Annotated in this window: 16 protein-coding genes and 4 pseudogenes; 7 read left to right on the top strand and 13 right to left on the bottom strand. The window is 37.8% G+C overall.

What is annotated here, in order from left to right; all coding sequences use genetic code 11:
- Positions 1-11 precede the first annotated feature (11 nt).
- Entirely contained in the window at positions 12-326 is a 315-nt protein-coding gene (locus RAC86_RS04875; RefSeq protein ID WP_014115879.1) for an ArsR/SmtB family transcription factor, read from the bottom strand.
- A gap of 276 nt (positions 327-602) precedes the next feature.
- Here RAC86_RS04875 and RAC86_RS04880 point away from each other — a divergent pair.
- Positions 603-779: pseudogene (locus tag RAC86_RS04880) on the top strand (DUF255 domain-containing protein); the annotation flags it as partial.
- A gap of 66 nt (positions 780-845) precedes the next feature.
- Here RAC86_RS04880 and RAC86_RS04885 read toward each other — a convergent pair.
- Positions 846-2,792, bottom strand: coding sequence for an NACHT domain-containing protein (locus RAC86_RS04885; protein WP_377885420.1), 1,947 nt, complete (start codon positions 2,790-2,792; stop codon positions 846-848).
- 89 nt (positions 2,793-2,881) lie between these two features.
- Here RAC86_RS04885 and RAC86_RS04890 point away from each other — a divergent pair, with 89 nt between their 5' ends.
- Positions 2,882-4,390: a recombinase family protein gene (locus RAC86_RS04890; protein WP_072565600.1), complete on the top strand. Its 1,509-nt coding sequence runs from the start codon at positions 2,882-2,884 to the stop codon at positions 4,388-4,390.
- A 144-nt stretch (positions 4,391-4,534) separates the two neighbouring features.
- On the opposite strand, the gene RAC86_RS04895 is transcribed toward RAC86_RS04890, so the two are convergent.
- Positions 4,535-5,158 carry a hypothetical protein gene (locus tag RAC86_RS04895; protein ID WP_014662887.1) on the bottom strand — a complete coding sequence of 208 codons (624 nt, stop codon included), beginning with the start codon at positions 5,156-5,158 and terminating at the stop codon, positions 4,535-4,537.
- Positions 5,159-5,241: 83 nt separating this feature from the next.
- On the opposite strand from RAC86_RS04895, the gene RAC86_RS04900 reads away from it, so the two are divergent.
- Positions 5,242-5,415 carry a hypothetical protein gene (locus RAC86_RS04900; protein WP_187441521.1) on the top strand — a complete coding sequence of 58 codons (174 nt, stop codon included), beginning with the start codon at positions 5,242-5,244 and terminating at the stop codon, positions 5,413-5,415.
- Between the two features lie 164 nt (positions 5,416-5,579).
- Here RAC86_RS04900 and RAC86_RS04905 read toward each other — a convergent pair.
- The 3 genes and pseudogenes from RAC86_RS04905 to RAC86_RS04915 form a co-directional block, all read right to left on the bottom strand.
- Positions 5,580-5,894: pseudogene (locus tag RAC86_RS04905) on the bottom strand (cystatin-like fold lipoprotein); the annotation flags it as partial.
- Positions 5,895-6,056: 162 nt separating this feature from the next.
- Positions 6,057-6,467: a response regulator aspartate phosphatase gene (locus RAC86_RS04910; protein ID WP_072565601.1), complete on the bottom strand. Its 411-nt coding sequence runs from the start codon at positions 6,465-6,467 to the stop codon at positions 6,057-6,059.
- Between the two features lie 305 nt (positions 6,468-6,772).
- Positions 6,773-7,348 carry a hypothetical protein gene (locus RAC86_RS04915; RefSeq protein WP_072565602.1) on the bottom strand — a complete coding sequence of 192 codons (576 nt, stop codon included), beginning with the start codon at positions 7,346-7,348 and terminating at the stop codon, positions 6,773-6,775.
- 146 nt (positions 7,349-7,494) lie between these two features.
- Here RAC86_RS04915 and RAC86_RS04920 point away from each other — a divergent pair, with 146 nt between their 5' ends.
- The 3 genes and pseudogenes from RAC86_RS04920 (at position 7,495) to RAC86_RS04930 (ending at position 10,822) form a co-directional block, all read left to right on the top strand.
- Complete coding sequence (locus RAC86_RS04920) at positions 7,495-8,043, top strand: TetR/AcrR family transcriptional regulator (protein WP_072565603.1); 549 nt, start codon at positions 7,495-7,497, stop codon at positions 8,041-8,043.
- A 2-nt stretch (positions 8,044-8,045) separates the two neighbouring features.
- Positions 8,046-8,414 (top strand): quaternary ammonium compound efflux SMR transporter QacH, encoded by a 369-nt coding sequence (gene qacH / locus RAC86_RS04925; protein WP_072565604.1) that lies wholly within the window; start codon positions 8,046-8,048, stop codon positions 8,412-8,414.
- Positions 8,415-8,732: 318 nt separating this feature from the next.
- A pseudogene (locus tag RAC86_RS04930) lies at positions 8,733-10,822 on the top strand (thioredoxin domain-containing protein).
- Here the strand turns inward: RAC86_RS04930 and RAC86_RS04935 are convergent.
- Positions 10,819-11,718 (bottom strand): CPBP family intramembrane glutamic endopeptidase, encoded by a 900-nt coding sequence (locus tag RAC86_RS04935; protein ID WP_014115881.1) that lies wholly within the window; start codon positions 11,716-11,718, stop codon positions 10,819-10,821. The pseudogene RAC86_RS04930 and the gene RAC86_RS04935 overlap by 4 nt on opposite strands.
- Before the next feature lie 226 nt (positions 11,719-11,944).
- Between RAC86_RS04935 and RAC86_RS04940 the strand changes: the two genes are divergently transcribed.
- Positions 11,945-13,300 (top strand): MFS transporter, encoded by a 1,356-nt coding sequence (locus RAC86_RS04940; RefSeq protein WP_072183176.1) that lies wholly within the window; start codon positions 11,945-11,947, stop codon positions 13,298-13,300.
- 30 nt (positions 13,301-13,330) lie between these two features.
- Here RAC86_RS04940 and RAC86_RS04945 read toward each other — a convergent pair whose 3' ends face one another.
- The 6 genes and pseudogenes from RAC86_RS04945 to ssbA all read right to left on the bottom strand — a co-directional run.
- Positions 13,331-13,888 carry a sugar O-acetyltransferase gene (locus RAC86_RS04945; protein ID WP_014115883.1) on the bottom strand — a complete coding sequence of 186 codons (558 nt, stop codon included), beginning with the start codon at positions 13,886-13,888 and terminating at the stop codon, positions 13,331-13,333.
- Between the two features lie 17 nt (positions 13,889-13,905).
- The gene (locus tag RAC86_RS04950) at positions 13,906-14,286 is read right to left on the bottom strand and encodes a VOC family protein (RefSeq protein WP_014115884.1); all 381 of its coding nucleotides are present in this window, start codon (positions 14,284-14,286) and stop codon (positions 13,906-13,908) included.
- Positions 14,287-14,341: 55 nt separating this feature from the next.
- Entirely contained in the window at positions 14,342-15,277 is a 936-nt protein-coding gene (locus tag RAC86_RS04955; protein ID WP_072565607.1) for a transcriptional regulator CcpB, read from the bottom strand.
- Between the two features lie 58 nt (positions 15,278-15,335).
- Positions 15,336-16,094 carry an exodeoxyribonuclease III gene (gene xth, locus RAC86_RS04960; RefSeq protein ID WP_014115886.1) on the bottom strand — a complete coding sequence of 253 codons (759 nt, stop codon included), beginning with the start codon at positions 16,092-16,094 and terminating at the stop codon, positions 15,336-15,338.
- Positions 16,095-16,154: 60 nt separating this feature from the next.
- Positions 16,155-16,394, bottom strand: coding sequence for a 30S ribosomal protein S18 (gene rpsR, locus RAC86_RS04965; RefSeq protein ID WP_003219224.1), 240 nt, complete (start codon positions 16,392-16,394; stop codon positions 16,155-16,157).
- Positions 16,395-16,437: 43 nt separating this feature from the next.
- A pseudogene (gene ssbA, locus RAC86_RS04970) lies at positions 16,438-16,764 on the bottom strand (single-stranded DNA-binding protein SsbA); the annotation flags it as partial.

Raw genomic sequence — 16,764 nt, forward strand, 5'->3', positions numbered from 1 at the left:
CCAACATAAAATTAGATCTCTGTTTTAAAATATTTAGCTAACTGTTGAATAAATTCTTCGTTACGCCTGTAGTAAGTCCATTGGCCATGACGGATTGATTCAAGCAGACCAGCTTTTTGCATCATGCTTAAGTAGCTAGAAATTGTTGATTGAGAAACTTTGGCTTTTTCTTGAATATCCCCAACACATACTCCGCCTTTGTAACTTACCTCCTTTGGCAGGTGAGCGCCTTGTTTCGGGAAATGTTTCTCGGGTTCCTTCAGCCACTCTAGGATATTAAGTCTTGTTTCATTGGATAACGCTTTGAATACGTTAATAGGTTCCATGGCTGCAATTGTATATCTAGATATACCGATATGTCAAGTTGAATAAAAAATACGATAAATGTATAAATCATTAACAAAGACAATGAGATTCTGACTTGAAATCGATGGCTCGTCGGAATACTTTAGATAAAAATAAAAGATTTACTATATACTATCTATTCCAAATACTTTAGTTAACCCTATAGACTATAGACTAAGGTATTTTTTTTATTATCTGTGGTAAGGTTAAATATGTTATCAAGTTTATAAAAGAAAAACACGAAAGAAGGTGATCCCATGCCAAATAACAATAAACCCAATAGATTAATCAATGAGAAATCACCATACTTACTTCGACACGCCCACAACCCCGTAGACTGGTTCCCTTGGGGAGAAGAAGCCTTCGAAAAAGCAAAACGCGAAAACAAGCCGGTTCTGGTCAGCATCGGTTATTCGACTTGCCATTGGTGCCACGCATCTTAAAGTTACCACAATCTTCCGAAACAATAAATCCCCTGTATTTATACAGAGGATTTCAACTTAAAAAAAATTGTCTATTATTACATCCATTTCTTGATGTTCTTTTTCTAATCTCTCTAATATTTTAAGACATATATTTACGTCGTTTTGTATTTGTTTGATCATATTTATAACTTCTTGTCTTGTTTCATGACTTCCCTTATTAAATAATAAATTTATATTAATGGGAATATAGTCTGTATTACTTCCTTCTGAATTTAAATTAAGATGTTTTTCTTTAACCAATTTGATCATATGTTTAATTCTCTTATCATTAATTTCATCACCACAGATAAACAATTCAATATAAGAAATAAATTCGTCAACACTTTGAAATTCCTTCCTATAATGCTTGCCTTGGTTTCCGTTTTGATACATTTGATGGTAAACAGGAACTTTTGAATATTCTCTATGTATACCAATTAATAGAAAGTAGTCTTTATCCATTGAGCTAACATCAAGAAGTCTTCTTAAGTGAGTTGTTCCATCAGAATCTATTTTAACATTTAACATACATGTCCCGACTATTCTACTAATATATTCATGAATCGATTCTTTTGAGATTTTCTCACGTATATCTTTTAATTTTGGTAAAAATAGTTTTCTTTCTACCATAGATCTATTTAGATCAAATAAAATTTTTACAACTTGGTCACTATTTATAGAAAATCTTTTTGAGTCAACTATTCCGAATAGTAACTTTTTTTGCACTTCTTCTGATTGTCTATTGATATACCTTGCTGTAAAATATTCTTGAAATGAACGATGCTGATAAGTGTATTTCAAACCATCTAGAATTAAGATACATACAGACTCAATTAAATCAATAGAATAGAATTCTAAATTAAATTCTAACCTTTCAAGTTTTTTTGCCTTATTAATATAATTTCTAAGTTCTTGACTAGTAAATGATGATTTATTCTCAAAATAACTAATGGCAGATATTGTCTCTAGTATTTTAGAAAACCCATCTGGCCCTAAGTTATAAACATCAGTTTTCTTCTTTCTTACGAAACCAGGCTTAGTGGCGTCATGTCTTCGTTCTAAAACATCGTATGCTTGACCATAAAAAACATGCATTTTATCAGGGATTTCAGAAAATTCATCAAATGTAAGTAACATTAAGGTTAATAATAAAGGATTAGAGCAAAAATCAGCGTGCTTATCGTATAGCGATTCATCTAATGTCTTTAAAAACCTTGACTTAACCTCTTCATCATAGTAAGGAAGTTTTTCAATTAATTGAATAGACTTTTCTTTACTAAGAGGTAGCATATTAAACTCAACAAAATCATCCCATCCCATTGATAAACTATCTGATCTTCTTGATGACACCAAAAAACTATTTTGATGATACTTATTCATTAATATTTCAATCTCTTTAATTATTTTCTGTTGTTTACTGTCTTCTACTTCATCAAATCCATCGAATAAGAATATATATATACCTGTATCAAGAGATTCCAAAAAATATTTTTTTTCTAAGGAGAAACCTAAACTATTAATTGTCTCGTACATACAATCAATTAGAGTTTGCTCTGAATCATTTACATTCCTAAGAGGAACGAAAATGGGTATTTTATCTGAAGTATATAAAGCGCTTATAAACAAATGTTTAAAGAGTGTTGATTTTCCGGTTCCACCACTACCTAAGACCATACTATAATTACTAACTTGTAAAATCGCATTTATTTCTTCAGTAGAAATAATAGTGTCTTCACACTCTAGATCTGTATGGACATAAAAATCATATAAATTAATGGGAATACTTTTGTGAATAAGTGTCTTCACCTTTCCGTATTTGTGAGCTGCTCTGTTTAAGTATTCTTGGTAAGCATTTTGTGTTTTAATTTGATAATCTGCAACTTTATCTTTACTGAAGTCAAAAACCCTTTTGCAGATAGTCTCTAAGTTTTTTTGAACAACCTCTACTATAAGCTTACTTGGATCTATTGGTGTCTGCTCCATAATTCTGCTCCTTTGTATTTTACAATATCTTAATTAAGAAGAAATCTTAGACTTTAATATAATTATATTACATTTGAAGGTGATTTTGTATGGAACTAAAGGATAGGATTAAACGAGTCGCCATTTACCTAAGAAAATCACGCAATAACGAAGGCGAAGAGACCGAAGAAACCTTAGCAAAACACAGAAAACGCTTGTTAGATATTGCAGAAAAAAACAACTGGGAGATCAAATTATTTCAAGAAGTTGGCAGTTCAATGGATGAAAATCGACCAGAGTACCAAAAAATGATCGGCGAAATTAAAGAAAACCTTTTTGATGCAGTTTTATCTGTTAACCTTGCACGTGTAACTAGAGACGATGCTGAAACACCTAAATTTATGAGTTTATTAAGACAAGAAGATGTCCTCTTTGTTACTGATAGTGAACGTATATATGACTTAGAAATCCAAGAAGATTGGCAAGCGTTAAAGTTCACTGGGTTCGTAAATAACTGGGAGTATGAAAATATAAAAGCGCAGCTCAGGAAAGGGAAAAAGGATAGTGCAAAGTTAGGTAGGTGGTCTAACGGAACCCCGCCATTCGGATATATTTATAACCCCTTAGAAAAAAGGGTGGAAATTGATAAAGAACAGGCAAAGGGTGTCAAGTTAGCTTTTCAGTTGGTTTTAGATGGAATAGGTGTTGATAATATCGCTATCAACCTAAACCAGCTGGGTTATCGAACTAAAAGAGGGAATTTATTTAGTGGAAAAAGCATTGAAAGAATGATCCGTTCTGAAATTTACAAAGGATGGATAGTGTCCAACCGACTAAAAGGAAGGAATACTCACCAAGGAAAAATAAGACCTAAAGAACAATGGATTATTGTTAAAGATGCAATAAAACCTTGCATTATTGATGAAGAAACGTGGGACCTAGCCAATGAAAAATTGACCCTTAGACAAAGCCTTGCCCCAAGAGCAAGACAACGAAGACACGGTTTATCAAATTTGATTAAATGTGCCTTATGCGGAAGAACTCACTCAGTGACCATAAGAAAGGATCGAAAACAGAAAAAGGAACTTAAACCTTGCAATAGAAAAGACCCTTTAGGCAACAGATGCTATAACAGAGGTTTAAATTACAATTCTATGATGGATCTCATAATAAACAGAATAAAAATTAGGCGGGAACAAATAATTGCTGAACTCAAAAATTTAAAAGAAGAATCCCAACCTTTTGATTCTAAAGCAATCAAAATACAAATGATTGAAGAACGAATGAAGAAAGTTGAAAAAGCACTGAAAATGCTTCAAATACAATTAAAAGAAGACTTAATTAGTTTAGAAGAATTTAAAGAAAGGAAAAAAATACGTTCACGAGAATTAGATAAGCTTCAATTAGAACTCCAAGAAACAGAAAACATAACACAAGAAGATGAGATAAGAGCAAAAGAATCCCTCGTTGAGCGACTAGATCACTTTCTTAACAATTGGAAACAGCTCGATCCCACGAAACTGAATGAAGGTTTAACATCATTTATAAGTAAAGTAATATGGCATTATCCTAAAGGTAGCAATAAATCACCATCATTAAATATAGAATGTATAGATTAACGTTGCAAAGATTACTCCAAAATTATATACACAAAAAAAGAGGAGAAAACATATATGTCTAATATGCTTTCTCCTTTATTTTAAGGGTTTTTATAATTTAGGTCTTGATAATTTAAACCTGTTTGTATCCCGTTTTTAAAACAATTAGAAACAATTATCAACAACGTCACCTAAACTAAAGAATTCTAGTACGGCTTTTTGAGTTTCACCTGGTAGTGCCTTAGTAGATACTTTTACGGCTTTTTTTATAGCATTTGTTCTAGAAAGTCCTAGGTTTCTTTGATGTTTATAAGCTGTGATAATTGTTTTTGTCATTGAATTTAGTCCGCCCATTAATTTTGCTGCTTTTTTAACTTTTAAGATCTTTGCCCATGGGATAGCATTTACTGCTATAGCTTTAGCAGCACTAGAAATGCAACTCCATGTACTCAATACTATAAATGGTCCTATACTTTCTTGGACGGTTTTAACAGCAGTCAGGTTTTCTCCATCAGCAACAAATTCATAACCTTCAAATTCGTTCCCTTTATGTACGTTTAACCATTCAACACCGGAGTTTATTCCTTGTTCAGCAACATCCTCTGGCATTTGATCAATTAATTCTAATAGAGGTTCGAGAGTTCTTTTCATGTTTTGAGCCTCTACATTAACTTGCTCAGAAGAAACATCATTAGAACTTTCTTTTGCGTTAGCTATTGGTATTGTTATAGTGGTAAAAATTAGAGAGAAACAGATTACAATGACCAATTGTTTAATGCTTTTCTTCACGATAAAACTCCTTTACAATATTCTTATAGAATTATTTTGCAATGAAAATAATAACATATTTTTTAAAAAATAGGAGTGTGTTTATGAAAAAAAGTTTATATTTTTTGATACTATTGATCGTTGCAGGCTCATTTATTGTTAATATTTTTGTAGATAATGAATCTATTTCAACAATAGTTAATATTATTGGACTAATTGCAATTATTATTATGGGCATTGTTTTAAGAATTACTTTTGGTAACTCTTCTGAAAAGTAATCCTTTTTAAGATCAAAGGGAAAAGTATCCTCAATTTTACAAAGACGAATTATAAAAAAATACATTGTATCTACTCTTAGCGGTTATATCAATACTTTTGCGACTTGACGCCAACATCACGGCAATTCTTTTATAAACAGAAAAAAGAGGAGTAAACACATGGTTTACTCCTCTAACTTGGTCTCTTCACCTTTTACTTCTTCATAGTCTGGTGTTTTCTTCGATAGACCGAGACGATCATTTTCTCCATTTCCCGGCATACCGGTCATCTTTTCTTATTTATCTCCTAACTTTTCATAATATTTATAGGTTGTTAATTCACGTGAAGATCCTTTAGGCATATAAAATGCTAGCTGTATATATTTGCCCCCATCATAGACTTTTACAACCGCTCTTTCTCTTTTAATACTTATCTCTGTATCATTCCCTTTATATTCTTTATACTGGCTAATTACATCATCAATTGATTCATCGTACTGTTGCAATGAGATATTTTTTTCCGATTTTAAAAGCATCCTGTAATCCTTTTTTCAATTCCTTAATTGCACTATTGTAATTTAAAGTATCAATTAAATTTCCAGCTACAATAAACCTGCAATGAAGTATTCTTTCATCATGAATGTCAAATTTCTGGTATATCTTTAAGCTCTCTTTGCATAACTCAGTGAAAAATAAGTTTGTTTCATATAGTAATATACTTCTGATACTTTAAAATAAAATTCTCCACGTTCAATCTCATCTTCAATCTCTGATAATTTGGTTTCAGCTAAACTATAGGCGTTTATTGCAGAAACAAGTTCTTTTCTTCTGAATTCGTACATTCCCATGAAAAAGAAGAAATAATACTCAAGCATTTTTGACAAACTGCCTTCTTTTTCTTTCAAAATTTCGTAAGTATTCCTAACTTCTTCAACATCTTTTGATCTCAAATAAATTAGCATTAGTTCATGTCTAAAATCTAAAAGTTGATAATATAGGAGTACATCTTGCTTCATTTCGACTTCTTCTAAAAGAGATTCAATTTCCGACTTCTTCTTTTTGGGCTTCTTCAATCATATTCTTCTTTATGGTGGTATACCATGAATTCAACTTAGATATTAAAACTTCATATGGAATCCTTTCTTTTTTTATAGATGTATGATCCAAGCAAATCTCACCCCACAGATTTACAAAATTATTCGAATATTTACATTAATTGCATTATGTCAGATCAAAAAGCCATTTACAATTCTTAATGTAAAAAGGTACATTTTAGCTACATTATGGATAAATAATTGCGTTCTTTTTGCGGCAATAGCGATACTTTCGTGACTTGACATAATACAGAAAAATTAAAAGAGGATAACAAAAGTTATCCTCAGCTTTGATATTTATGTTCATGATTTTCCCAATCATTCAGCAATATATTTAAAAAATCATTTTTAGTACACTTTGTTTGACTGTACCCTAAATCCTTTCTTATAAGAACCATTAGTTCACCTAAAAGAACTATTAGTTTTTCAGCATCTTTTGCGTTATTAACCTTTAACGATACCTTTCTATACTCGACAAATTTTTTAACAGTGTTATCTGAAGCAAAGACAAATAGTTTGGAACCTAGATCAGTCATATTTTTATTATGTTCTTTCTTAACTTCGTCTTTTGTTCCTAAATCCCTTATATAATCTTGATCACCTAATTTCACAATAATTATACTAATTAGTCTCATAAACTCTTCTGTCTTTCTAAGATTTAACTGAGTCTCATTTATTTTCAATAGCTCTAGATCAGTCGTCAGTTTATTTCTAAAATCCTCTAATTGTGTATTTAAATCGTGCTCAAAACTTTTTAGATTTTTAGCGTGTACTTGTTCAGGTAACTTTTTAACATAAGTAATTATAAACCAGCTGACAATAACCAATACTAACTGCAAAATAACACTTAAAATCTCCATATACGGGCTCCCTTGTTTTTTTCCTAATTGTACCACTGGTATGAAGTATGAAGAACATCAATCTTGATATTATTGTTTTAATTCATTTGACAAAAAAAACCGTCCAGACGGTATAATTTAACTAAATTGATACTTTGGAGGTTATTATGTCTATCTCAAAGCATTCTGATAAGAAAAAAAACATATTGACTGCTGCATCTGAAATCGTACAAGAAGAAGGAGTGGTCAGTCTAACATTAGATGCGGTTGCCCAAAGGGCAGAAGTGAGTAAAGGTGGACTATTATATCATTTTCCTAGCAAGCAAGCATTAGTTAAAGGAATGGTGGAATATTGGACGAGTAAATACTTTGAATATATAAACTCGTTGGTAAATAGCGACAATAAAAAGGTAGGAAAATGGAGTAGAGCTTATGTTAAATCTTCATTTTCGGATTTAGAAAACAACAATCTAAATTCAGCATTAATGGCTGCGACATTTTTTAATCCAGATATATTAGATGATTTTAAGAGGAAATATGATATTTTGCTTACCAAGCTGCTAAATGATGGGGTTGATCCTCTCAAAATAACAATTGCTAGATTATCCATAGACGGTCTTTGGTTCTCAGAAATATTTGGAATCTCACCATTAAACGATGAACTAAAATCGCAAGTTTTTGACGAACTGATTAAAATGATTCAGGAGGGCGAATAGCAATGTCATATCTATTTTTAGCACTTGCAATAGCTGGAGAAATAATTGGTTCTTCTTTATTAAAAGCATCTGAAGGCTTTTCCAAAATCTATCCTACATTAGGAGTAATAATAGCCTTCATTGGTTGTTTTTTCTTCTTGTCATTGTCCCTAAAAACAATCCCCTTAAATACTGCATATGCAATATGGGCGGGTTTAGGGCTTGTTTGTACAACAATTATCTCTGTTTTAATCTGGAAGGAAAAAATTAACTTTGCCAGTGTCGCAGGAATAGCACTGATTGTTGTAGGAGTTGTAATATTGAACTTGTTTGGACCTGGACACGGAGAGTCTAGTCACAAAGCAAACGAAACTATAGTGAATGAAAAATGAAAAACATAAGAAAGTCCTTCAAACTAATTCGAAGGACTTTTTTACTTATAGTTGGCACTGTCCTTAGATTGTTAAATTGGCGGATTGAAAACAATATGCCTATTGATCAAGAAAACCTTTATAGACAGTTAACAGAGTGGGTTTTCCAAAAGCAATAACAGGGATGTTCTCACTTTGCACATTTTTCTTCATGAAATGGACCATCAGTGAGTTGCTCAAATTAATGAGGGCTTTTCTTTATATAAAATGGAGAATCTGTATTTATTGATTATTACTGTGGTAACCTAAGTGTAAATAAAACTGAAAGAAGGTGATCCCATGCCCACTAACAATAAACCCAATAGATTAATCGCTGAGAAGTCTCCTTATTTACTTCAACATGCTCATAACCCTGTGAATTGGTTCCCTTGGGGAGATGAAGCATTTGAAAAAGCGAAACGCGAAAACAAGCCTGTTCTCGTATCTATTGGGTATAGCTAGCTCGGGTAGCTATACGCACATGTCATTGGTGCCACGTCATGGCCCACGAAAGCTTTGAAGATGAAGAAATCGCGCGTCTTCTCAATGAACGGTTTGTGGCGATTAAAGTCGACCGGGAAGAGCGGCCGGATGTAGATTCTGTTTATATGAGAATCTGCCAGCTGATGACCGGGCAGGGCGGCTGGCCGCTGAATGTGTTTATCACGCCTGATCAAAAGCCATTTTACGCGGGTACATATTTTCCAAAGACGAGTAAATTCAATCGTCCCGGTTTCGTTGATGTGCTTGAGCATCTGTCTGAGACGTTTGCGAACGATCGCGAGCATGTCGAAGATATTGCAGAGAACGCCGCTAAACATTTGCAGACCAAAACAGCCGCAAAATCAGGCGAAGGCCTTAGCGAGTCAGCGATTCACCGGACATTCCAGCAGCTTGCCAACGGGTTTGATACGATCTACGGCGGTTTCGGGCAGGCGCCGAAATTTCCGATGCCCCATATGCTGATGTATTTGCTTCGTTATCATCACAATACGGAGCAGGAAAATGCTTTATACAACGTGACGAAAACGCTGGACAGCATGGCAAATGGCGGCATTTATGATCATATCGGCTATGGATTCGCCCGCTACTCGACCGATGAAGAGTGGCTCGTTCCTCACTTTGAAAAAATGCTGTACGACAATGCGCTGCTGCTCACTGCTTATACAGAAGCCTATCAGGTTACGCAAAACAGCAGGTATAAAGAGATTTGCGAGCAGATCATCACGTTCATACAGCGGGAAATGACCCATGAAGACGGAAGCTTTTTCTCCGCTTTAGACGCAGATACAGAAGGAGAAGAAGGAAAGTACTACGTGTGGTCAAAGGAAGAGATTCTGAGAACGCTCGGAGACGATCTCGGAACGCTGTATTGCCAAGTGTATGACATCACTGAAGAAGGAAACTTTGAAGGCAAAAATATTCCTAACCTCATTCACACAAAGCGGAAACAGATTAAAGCTGATGCCGGGTTAACCGAGGAAGAGCTCAGCCTCAAGCTTGAGGGCGCAAGACAACTGCTCTTGAAGACTCGCGAAGAAAGAACCTATCCGCATGTCGATGATAAAGTGCTGACCTCATGGAACGCGCTGATGATCGCAGGTCTCGCCAAAGCGGCAAAGGTATATCAGGAACCGAAATATCTCAGCTTAGCGAAAGACGCCATCACATTTATTGAAAACCATTTACTCATCGACGGCCGTGTGATGGTTCGGTATCGGGACGGCGAAGTGAAAAACAAAGGCTTCATCGATGATTATGCTTTTCTCCTATGGGCTTATCTGGATCTCTATGAAGCTTCGTTTGATCTTTCTTATTTACAAAAAGCGAAGAAACTGACGGACGATATGATCGGCTTATTTTGGGATGAGGAGCATGGCGGATTCTATTTCACCGGACACGATGCTGAAGCCTTAATCGTCCGGGAAAAAGAAGTGTACGACGGCGCCGTGCCTTCCGGAAACAGTGTGGCAGCCGTTCAGCTCTTGCGTCTCGGACAGGTCACAGGCGACTTATCGCTCATTGAAAAAGCAGAAACGATGTTTTCTGTGTTTAAGCCGGATATCGATGCGTATCCGAGCGGCCATGCTTTCTTTATGCAAAGCGTGTTAAAACACGTGATGCCTAAAAAGGAAATCGTTATTTTTGGCAGCGCAGACGATCCAGCCAGAAAACAAATCATCACTGCACTTCAAAAAGCCTTTAAGCCCAACGACTCCATTTTGGTGGCAGAGCATCCTGATCAATGCAAAGACATAGCACCATTTGCAGCAGACTACCGCATCATAGACGGCAAAACAACTGTGTATATTTGTGAAAACTTCGCCTGCCAGCAGCCGACAACAAATATCGAAGAAGCCCTCCAAACGTTAATAAGCAGCAGGGATTAAGACCCCTGCTGCTTACTTTGTGATTTCTTATGGTACCATAAAGCGATGCCCGCAAAAACAAGATTGACCGCTATCGTAAATAAAGCCTCCCACATCGGGTTCCCCCGCGTAACCGTAAATAAAGAAGGAATTCCTCCATACACACTGTTTTTTTCTGTGATAAACATACACAAAAACATATTATTCGCGGCATGGGCGCCAAGTGATATTTCAATACTGCCAGTTTTAATCGTGTAATAGGTCCACACAAAACCAAATGTTAAGTACTCAATTCCTGCCCAGACAGCGCCATTGTTCATTTCTGGATTAGCAAAATGCAATACGCCAAACAAGCCCCCGACAATCAATGTCAAGATAAGTGGATTTTTCGTTAATCTCCCGAAAGCTTGAAGCAAAAATCCTCTAAAAAACAATTCTTCCGCTGATGTTTGAAACGGAACCAAAATGAGGGCCGCCGCTAGCAGCCATATAAACCGTGAAGCATCAACATCTTGCATTGAATAGCTGTCAGGATGGATCGCAAAATCAATCAATTGTACGGCGATCATCAGCAGGAAATAAGCAATAAAGCCAAAGAAAATTCTCCGCCAATTGATCTTTGCATTCGGCGTAATGACCGTTCGAAAAGGCCGCTTTAGAATAAAGCGCACAGCCAGCCATACTCCTGGAATCGCAAATAAATAAATGACATGAGACAAATAAAGATCTACCAGAGGATCACTCAGCACAGCTTCATCCAAATCAAACGTGATATCGGGATTCACAATAACCGTAAACAGTATAGCGAAAAGGTAAGCAATATTCCCGAATACATATAAACCTACCATCACCAAAAAGGCGAAAAAGTATCTCCACAACGTATTGTTTCCTTCTATAGGACGGATAAATGGATTCATTCCTTCTATGTCTCTTCCTTTCAATGAGAATATTACTATATATTTGCATAAATTGGTCTATGAATCTACTGTTTTGGAAATCTTTTATGCAAAATTAAAATATAAAGTGTGAATTTAGTTCTTCCATCTAGTGATTTGAACTCTGTCGCCAATGAATCAAGATACTTATAATATTCCCAAGAGGGGAGTTTTCAGTCTTTTCTTACTACTCAAAAGGGGGTTTTTTATGAATACGATATTCAAACAGAAAAACACACATCCTTTCTCAAACGCAGCGAATCGTTTAGACCGCCTTCCGATTTCTCGCGTTCACTTCCAAGTATTAACCGCTCTCGGCATTGTTTATTTCTTTGATCTTGCAGATTTATTTACCCTCAGCAATGTAGCGCCGGCACTGATCGAGCATTGGGGCATCCCGCTTTCAACCATTGCCAATGTAACGGCGGCTTCGTTTTTAGGCATGTTTTTAGGCGCATCACTGGGTGGAAGGCTGTCCGATCGAATTGGCCGCAAAAGAGCCTTAAATCTATTTGTGTTTGTTTTCTCAATCGCATCGCTATGCAATGCCACAGCATGGGACATCCCGTCTTTAATGACATTCCGTTTTCTTACCGGATTTGGTGTCGCAGCGGCCATGGTTATTACCAATAGCTATCTGGCAGAATTTTTTCCTTCCAGTGTCCGCGGGAAATATATTTCTTTCTGTGCCATGATTGGATTGATCGGCGTTCCGATCACCAATATTGTGTCTGCCTTTGTCATTCCGCTCGGTTCATGGGGATGGAGGCTTGTATTTGTATGGGGTGCCGTCGGCCTTATTTATTTTTTCTTTATCCGCCGTCTCGAAGAGTCACCTCGCTGGCACGAAAATCGCGGTGAATATGCGAAAGCTGATGCGATCCTCAACAGAATTGAGGCGCAGGTTGAACAAGAGAAAGGCCCGCTTCCGGCACCAGCTCAGCCTAAAGCAAACAGTATCGTTCAGAAGCATGCCGGTTATGCAGGGTTATTGAAAGGAAGAAACCTTAAAATCACCATTGTGTTATCTGCTGTATGGATTTTTGAAACGTTTGGATTTTACGGATTTGCCTCATGGGTTCCCAGCCTGTTAAAAAGCAATGGAGTCTCCATGGAAAATACATTGTGGTATAACGTATTGCACTCCGTCGGCGCCCCGCTTGGCGCATTGCTCGGTTCCATGATTTCTGAAAGATTTCAGAGAAAGTGGATTTTAGCCGCCAGCGCATTTTTGACAGCCATCGCCGGTCTCTTATATGGCATGACTTTTATTCCGATCATGATCATTGTGTTTGGTTTTATCGTGAATATCACGGAACGGGTTTTCACCTCGAACTTATACGCCTATACGTCTGAACCTTATCCGACTGAATACCGTTCGTCTGGCAGTGGTTTAGCCTACGGCCTCGGCCGCTTTTCAAACATTTTTGGCTCATTGCTCGTCGGATTTATCGCCGTTCAGCTCGGCTATGTCAGCGTCTTCTTATTTATCGGCGGCTGCTGGCTCGCATGCTCCGTGCTGTTAATCTGCTTCGGCCCTAAAACGAATGCGAAACAGATTTAAAAAAGTCAGTGCGGATCTGCCGCACTGATTTCATTTCAATTCCTTCAACATCCTCGCAGGGTTTCCGCCTACAACCGTATTAGCAGGTACATCCTTAGTCACAACAGACCCTGATGCGATCACCGCGTTATCGCCGATCGTCACTCCCGGGTTAATCACTGCCCGGCCTCCGATCCAAACATGATCTCCAATTGTCACAGGCTTACCGAACTCCTGCCCGGACTTCCTTTCAATCGGATCAAGAGGATGACCGGCCGTGTAGATATGTACACCTGGCGCAATCAAACAATGACGTCCGATACGCACTTCACACACATCTAAAATGACACAGTCAAAATTAACAAATGTATGGTCTCCAATATGAATGTGATAGCCATAATCACAGCGAAATGTCGGCAAAATCGTGACTTGATCACCAATCGAACCGAGCAGCTCCTTCAAAAACTCCGTCCGCACTGTATCATCTTCTGGTGTTTCGTTATATTGTCTAGTCAGCTGTCTCGCATGTTTGCGTTCTAGTAGCAGTTGTTGATCTTCCGGATTGTATAATTCTCCGGCTGCCATTTTTTCTTTTTCTGTCCTCAGCATTCAAGTCACTCCAGATGTCAGATTGTAATCTCGATCAAATTTCCTTCATCATCTTCAATCACACTTTCATAGTAGCCGTCTCCTGTTGTCCGCGGGCCGTTTACTACTGCGAAACCATCCTTCTTCAATTGATCAGTCAGTTCATCAACCTTCTCCCGGCTTCCAACGGAAAAGGCAATATGGGCCCAGCCTGTCATCGTTTGTGAAGGCGGATCAGTCACATTTCCTTTTTTCATAATTTCCAGCCTTGCTCCGGAATCAAACGTAATAAAATAAGACTTAAAATCTTTTTTCTCATTATGGTATAGATCATTCGCTTTGCCGTTAAAATACGTTTCATAAAAAGCCTTCATTCGCTCTAAATCGTTGACCCAGATCGCTGTATGTTCAATCCGCATTTCTTCCTCCTCCTTCACCTTCAATGAAGTTATAAAGTATGAAATGCATTTCAGTTCAAGCTTTTTTCTCGAATTGATGCTGAATTTTGATATCAATGGGTTCATCCTGCATAAATAGAGAGAATGCTGCGATGCCGAGTTGCTCAAGATTCAAATCAAGCGACGGAAGACCAAGAACACGGCTGATAGAAGAATTCCCCTCGCCAATGATTTCAACATCCCATTTATTCTTTTGGGCAAATACATAAATTCCAGCTGCCACTTCATCACTATTTGCATAAATAGCAGTCGGAACCCGCTCGCTCGTATAATAATGTTCAGCTGCCCGCGCACCGTCATTCATCCCATTGCAACCAGACAGCATATGACGGTCTTCCAGCCTCCCGTAAACGGCTTTATAGGCCGCAGCTTTATCAGACGTGCTCGGACTCCTGTCGGCTTCTCTGACGCACGTAAAAGCAATATTTTCATGCCCACGGCTCTTTAGATAGCGAAAGCTTTCTGTATAAGCAGCTTTTCTGTCATTGTACGCACATGGGACATCAATGTCTCCGGTATCCTCACAAGCGATGATCGGCCCATACTCCTGATAAGCGATAATGCTGTTCCAGTCATTGGCGCGGGATGTAATGATGAGACCGTCTATTTTCTTCGTTCTTAACAGCTCTAGATATTTGATTTCAATAGCGGGGTTATAATTGGTGGGGAGGAGGGTCGTTGCATACTCTTGCTGAAACGCCGCCTTAGTGATTCCATTTACGATTTTATCAAAGCAGGGATGATCGCTATAAGGCAGGATCACACCGACCGTATGGGTTTTCCCGCGAATGAGATCGATTGCGGTTCGATTTGGTGTGTAATCTAATTCCTTCATGACTTGATGAACAAGCTTTCTCTTTTCTTCAGACACATATGGATGATGATTCAACACACGCGAAACAGTCGAAACAGATACATTGGCCAGTCTTGCAATCTCTTTTATGTTCGCCATCTCTTTCTCCTTTTTCATATAAAAAAGCAGTAAGTGTAAATTCCTTACTGCTATCTCATCATATATTGATCATAAGTTCAACAGGACAATGGTCAGAACCCATGACGTCCGCTGATATGCTGGCATCCTCAATCTGTTCCTTAAGCCTTTCGGACACAACAAAATAATCGAGACGCCATCCGATATTTCTGTCCCGGGCCCCGGCACGATACGACCACCAGGAATAAGCGCCTTCAAGATCAGGATAGACGTGGCGGAATGAGTCAACAAAGCCTGCTTCTAAGAAACGAGTGAATGCTCCTCTTTCTTGCTCAGAAAATCCGGCGTTATTTCGGTTCGCCTTTGGATTTTTCAAATCGATCTCCTGATGGGCTACATTCAAATCGCCGCATAAAATGACCGGCTTTTTCTTATCCAATTCAAGAATATAAGATAATAAAGCCTCTTCCCATTGCATCCGATAATCGATTCGCTCCAATCCTCTTTTGGAATTGGGCGTGTAAACGGTCATCACAAACAAGTTTTCAAATTCCAGCGTAATCACTCTGCCTTCTTGGTCATGCTCTTCTATTCCGATACCGTACATGACATGCAGCGGCTTTTGTTTTGAAAAAACAGCTGTGCCGGAATATCCTTTTTTCACTGCATAATTCCAATACACATGATAGCCTTCAGGCTGGAGATCAACCTGGCCGTCCTGTATCTTTGTTTCCTGAAGACATATAATATCTGCATCCTCTTCTTTCAGATAAGAGAGGAAATCCATCTTTCTCATGACAGCCCGCAGGCCGTTTACATTCCAAGAAATCAGCTTCATGTTTCATCCCCCTATAAAAAAGAGCAAGAACCCGAAGGTCCTTGCTCTTTACGTATCAGCTTACTCACCGCTTACGTACGGAAGTAAAGCCATTTGACGAGCGCGTTTGATCGCTGCAGTCAATTTACGTTGGTATTTAGCGTTTGTTCCAGTTACACGACGTGGTAAAATTTTACCGCGCTCAGAAACAAACTTTTTAAGAAGATCTACATCTTTGTAGTCGATGTGCGTGATACCGTTAGAAGTGAAATAACACACCTTACGGCGTTTCGCACGACCGCCTCTGCGTCCTCCTGCCATTGTCATTTCCCTCCTTTCTTTTTCAATTTAGGTGATAATCTCATTAGAATGGAAGATCGTCATCCGAGATGTCAATCGGTTTGCCGTCGTTGGCAAATGGGTCATCATTAAAGCTGTTCCCCTGATTGCGTTTCTGGTTGTTTTGATTTCCCCCGAATGGATTATCATTTTGGCCTCCGCCAAAGTACTGGCCTCCGCCGCTATTTCCTTCGTTGTATCCACCTGAACCAGAACCGCCGCCGTTTTTCGGCTCAAGAAATTGAACACTTTCAGCTTGGACCTCAGTCACGAAGACACGCTGTCCTTGCTGGTTTTCATAGTTTCTTGTTTGTAAACGGCCATCTACGCCTGCAAGGCTTCCTTTTTTCAG

It is taken from the genome of Bacillus sp. LR_5 (assembly GCF_042709275.1).

What these genes read in the sequence shown, in the direction of transcription:
- RAC86_RS04875 (WP_014115879.1), bottom strand. Translation starts at nt 326, where the DNA reads ATGGAACCTATTAACGTATTCAAAGCGTTATCCAATGAAACAAGACTT.
- RAC86_RS04885 (WP_377885420.1), bottom strand. Translation starts at nt 2,792, where the DNA reads ATGGAGCAGACACCAATAGATCCAAGTAAGCTTATAGTAGAGGTTGTT.
- RAC86_RS04890 (WP_072565600.1), top strand. Translation starts at nt 2,882, where the DNA reads ATGGAACTAAAGGATAGGATTAAACGAGTCGCCATTTACCTAAGAAAA.
- RAC86_RS04900 (WP_187441521.1), top strand. Translation starts at nt 5,242, where the DNA reads ATGAAAAAAAGTTTATATTTTTTGATACTATTGATCGTTGCAGGCTCA.
- RAC86_RS04915 (WP_072565602.1), bottom strand. Translation starts at nt 7,348, where the DNA reads ATGGAGATTTTAAGTGTTATTTTGCAGTTAGTATTGGTTATTGTCAGC.
- RAC86_RS04920 (WP_072565603.1), top strand. Translation starts at nt 7,495, where the DNA reads ATGTCTATCTCAAAGCATTCTGATAAGAAAAAAAACATATTGACTGCT.
- qacH (WP_072565604.1), top strand. Translation starts at nt 8,046, where the DNA reads ATGTCATATCTATTTTTAGCACTTGCAATAGCTGGAGAAATAATTGGT.
- RAC86_RS04935 (WP_014115881.1), bottom strand. Translation starts at nt 11,718, where the DNA reads ATGAATCCATTTATCCGTCCTATAGAAGGAAACAATACGTTGTGGAGA.
- RAC86_RS04940 (WP_072183176.1), top strand. Translation starts at nt 11,945, where the DNA reads ATGAATACGATATTCAAACAGAAAAACACACATCCTTTCTCAAACGCA.
- RAC86_RS04945 (WP_014115883.1), bottom strand. Translation starts at nt 13,888, where the DNA reads ATGCTGAGGACAGAAAAAGAAAAAATGGCAGCCGGAGAATTATACAAT.
- RAC86_RS04950 (WP_014115884.1), bottom strand. Translation starts at nt 14,286, where the DNA reads ATGCGGATTGAACATACAGCGATCTGGGTCAACGATTTAGAGCGAATG.
- RAC86_RS04955 (WP_072565607.1), bottom strand. Translation starts at nt 15,277, where the DNA reads ATGGCGAACATAAAAGAGATTGCAAGACTGGCCAATGTATCTGTTTCG.
- xth (WP_014115886.1), bottom strand. Translation starts at nt 16,094, where the DNA reads ATGAAGCTGATTTCTTGGAATGTAAACGGCCTGCGGGCTGTCATGAGA.
- rpsR (WP_003219224.1), bottom strand. Translation starts at nt 16,394, where the DNA reads ATGGCAGGAGGACGCAGAGGCGGTCGTGCGAAACGCCGTAAGGTGTGT.